Source organism: Caulobacter sp. GW821-FHT10C03, from assembly GCF_059415485.1.
The window spans coordinates 1-3,606 of record NZ_JBWKNI010000040.1 but is presented as its reverse complement, the minus strand read 5'-3'; the positions used below and the strand labels follow the sequence as shown (position 1 = coordinate 3,606).

Here is a 3,606-nt window from a genome sequence, read left to right as displayed (position 1 = left end):
AGCTTGGACGGATCGACCAGTTCAAGCCGCAGACGGCTGGAGCAGGCGGTGACGGCGAGGATGTTGGCCGCGCCGCCAAGGCCCGGCAGCAGGGCCTGAGCCGTGGCCGGGTCAGCGGCCTTGGCCGAAGCCACGGCCACGACAGCCGGAGCCTGTACCCCCGCTCCCGCCGCCTGGCGGATTTCGCCGGCGACGGTGTCGGCGATGGGGCCCAGCACCACCTGCAGGGCCTTGTCGGAGGGACGGACGATCCCGCGTGCGCCCAGGGCCTTGAGACGGGCCTCATCGATGATCTTTTGGTCGGCGACGATCAGGCGCAGGCGGGTGGTGCAGGCGTCGACGCTGACGAGGTTGGCCGAGCCGCCCAGCGCGATAACGAAGTCAGCCCCGCGGCCGCCGGCGCTGGGGGCCGGGGCGGCGTTGAGGGCGGCGGCTTCCTCCTCCGGCTCACGGCCGGGGGTCTTGAGGTCGAAGCGGACGATGAAGAACCGGAAGAGGCCGTAATAGACGGCGAAATAGACCGCCCCGATCGGCAGCAGGAAGAGCGGGTGCGTGGCCTTGCCGAAGTTGAGGATGTAGTCGAAGAGCCCCGCCGAGAAGGTGAAGCCCAGCTTCACGTCCAAGAGGTTCATCAGCGCCATGGAGACGCCGGTCAGGATGGCGTGCACGGCGTAGAGGGCCGGGGCCAGGAACATGAAGGAAAACTCGATCGGCTCGGTCACCCCGGTCAGGAACGAGGTCAGGGCCAGGGAGACGAGCATGCCGCCAACCGCCTTGCGGCGCTCGGGACGGGCGGTGTGCAGCATGGCGAGGCACGCGGCCGGCAGGCCAAACATCATCACCGGGAAGAAGCCGCTCATGAAGCCGCCGGCGGTCGGATCGTCGGCGAAGAAGCGTCGCAGATCACCCGTGGCCCCATGGAAGTCGCCGATCACGAACCAGGCGATGTTGTTGAGGATGTGGTGCAGGCCGGTGACGATCAGGATGCGGTTGAGGAAACCGTAGACCAGCAGCCCCCACTGCCCCGAGCCGACGATGGCCCGGCTGGCGGCGTCCACCCCGCCGTTGATGGCGTCGTAGCCCAGGCCCACCAGCCCAGCCATCACCAGGCCCGCAAGGCCGGCCACGATCGGCACGAACCGCCGGCCGCTGAAGAAGGCCAGGTACTCGGGCAGCTTGAAGCCCGAGAAGCGGTTGTAGAACAGCCCGCCGATCACCCCCGACAGGATGCCGATCGGCACGCTGAGCTTGGACAGCGCCTTGGCCTTGTAGGCCGCCCCGGCCAGGGCGGCGTGGGCTTCGGCCAGACCCGCCGTCGCCTCGGCGGGCACATGCAGCAGGGCCTTGCCGCCTTCGGTGGCGATCAGGAAGCAGACGACGCCCGCCAGCCCGGCCGCGCCGTTGTTTTCCTTGGCCAGACCCACGGCGACGCCGATGGCGAACAGCAAACCCAGGTTGGCGAAGATCGCATCGCCGGCGGCGGCGATGAAGGGAATGTTCAGGAGATCGGGCTGGCCCAGGCGCAGCAGGAGGCCCGCCACCGGCAACACCGCGATCGGCAGCATCAGGGCCCGGCCGAGCGGCTGGAGGATTTCGAGCGGCGATTTCATCGGCGTCAGGCTCCAGCCTGCTGGAAGGATTTGGTCAGGTCACGGACCGCCTCGGGCGAGGTCAGGTCCAGGGCTTGGGCGGCAAGGTCGCGGCAGGCGGCCAGATCCAGGGTGCGCACCAGGGCCTTCACCTCCGGCACGATCGACGCCGTCGCGGAGAGTTCGCTGACGCCCAGGCCCAGCAGCACCGGCACGGCGGCCAGGTCCGAGGCCAGCCCGCCGCAGACGCCGACCCAGCGGCCGTGTTTGCTCGCCCCCTGGCAGGTCTGGTCGATCATCCGCAGCACGGCCGGGTGCAGGGCGTCGATGCGGGCGGCCAACTCCGGATTGCCCCGGTCCATGGCCAGGACGTATTGGGTCAGGTCGTTGGTGCCGATGGACAGGAAGTCGGCCTCGGCGGCGATCAGGTCGGCGGTGACGGCGGCGGCCGGGGTCTCGATCATGACGCCCAGCTCGACGCGGTCGGTGATCCCCAGCTCCTTCTTGGCCTCCTCCAGCACGGCGCGGACGGCGCGCAGTTCGGAGAGGCTGCCCACCATCGGGACCATGATCTTGCATTGGCCCAGGGGCGCCACGCGCAGGATGGCCCGCAGCTGGGTCTTCAGCAGGTGCGGCCGCCACAGGCTGACGCGCACGCCGCGCAGGCCGAGCGCCGGGTTCTCCTCGGCCGGGATCGGCAGATAGGGCGCGGCCTTGTCGCCGCCGACGTCCAGGGTGCGCACGATCAGCGGCCTGCCTTCGAGGGCGGTAGCGACAGCCTGGTACTGGGCCGCCTGCTCGTCCTCGCTGGGCGGGGTCTCGCGATCGAGGAACAGGAACTCGGTGCGCAGCAGGCCGCAGCCTTCGGCGCCGTTCGCCGTCGCGGCCTTGGCGTCCTTCTCCGAGCCGACATTGGCGAAGACCTCGATCCGGGTCCCGCAAGACGTGGTGCTCTCTTCATGAGCGGCGGCCTTGGCGGCGGCGCGGCGCTCGTGGCGGGCGGCGATGGCGCTTTGCGCCTGGGCCAGGGCGTCGGCCCCGGGGGCGACGCGCAGGCGCCCGCCCTCGGCGTCGAGGATCAGGGCGGTCCCGTCGGCGATCTCCAGGGCGCCGGGACCAACGGCGACCAGGGCCGGCAGGCCCATGGCCGCGGCCAGGATGGCCACGTGCGAGGTGGGGCCGCCGCGAGCGGTGGCGAAGCCGGCCACGCGGGTCGGATCCACGCCCATCAGCTGCGAGGGCAAAAGCTCGTCGGCCAGCAGGATGGCCCCGGCCGGCAGGGCGCGCACGCCCTCCTCCTCCAGGCCCAGCAGGGCCCGCAGCACCTGGCGCTCCAGGTCGATCAGATCATCGACCCGCTCGGCCAGCCGCCGGTCGCCCAGACCTTTGAGCGCCTCGACATAGCCGCCGACGGCGCGCCGCCAGCCAAAGCCGGCGCTCTTGCCTTCGCCGATCAGCTTGCGGGCGGCGGCGGTGAGTTCGGGGTCTTCGAGGAAGGCCAGGTGCGCGGCCAGGATCGCCTTGCGGGCGGCCTCGCCGGTTTCGGCGGCCTGGGCGATGCGGGCCCGGACGGTGTCCAGGGCCGTATCCAGGGCCGCCAGCTCGGCGGCGACGCCGGCGCCGGCTTCGGCGACGGCGATCGCCTCGACCGCCAGCCGCACGGCCTGGCCGATCGCCAGTCCCGGCGCGGCCATCACCCCGCGCAGCACGCCCGGCTCTGCGGGCTCGGAAGGCGCCAGAACGACGGGCGGTTCTTCGATCTTGGCCGCGACCTCGCCGGCCTTCTCGCCCATGCCGCTCTCGATCAGGGCGGCGACGGCGTCCACGGCGGCGGCAGCGTCCGCGCCGGAGGCGACGATCGAGATGTGGTCGCCCAGCTTGACGGCCAGGGCCATCACCCCAACCGGGCTCCTGGCGCCGGCTCGGCGGCCGCCGGCCACGATGGCGACCTCGGCGGCGAAACCCCGCGCCGTCTCGGCGATCCGCGCCGCCGGACGGGCGTGGATCCCGTGCGCCA

General features: G+C 71.9%; 2 protein-coding genes. Both read right to left on the bottom strand.

Annotation, left to right across the window (positions count from 1 at the left end; translation table 11 throughout):
• Positions 1–1,610 (bottom strand): N-acetylglucosamine-specific PTS transporter subunit IIBC (gene nagE, locus AC07NG_RS25645; protein ID WP_494597208.1); only part of this gene is annotated, 1,610 nt, incomplete at its 3' end.
• A gap of 5 nt (positions 1,611–1,615) precedes the next feature.
• Positions 1,616–3,606, bottom strand: a 1,991-nt coding sequence (ptsP, locus tag AC07NG_RS25640; RefSeq protein WP_494597206.1) for a phosphoenolpyruvate--protein phosphotransferase, incomplete at its 5' end; no start/stop codon positions are given.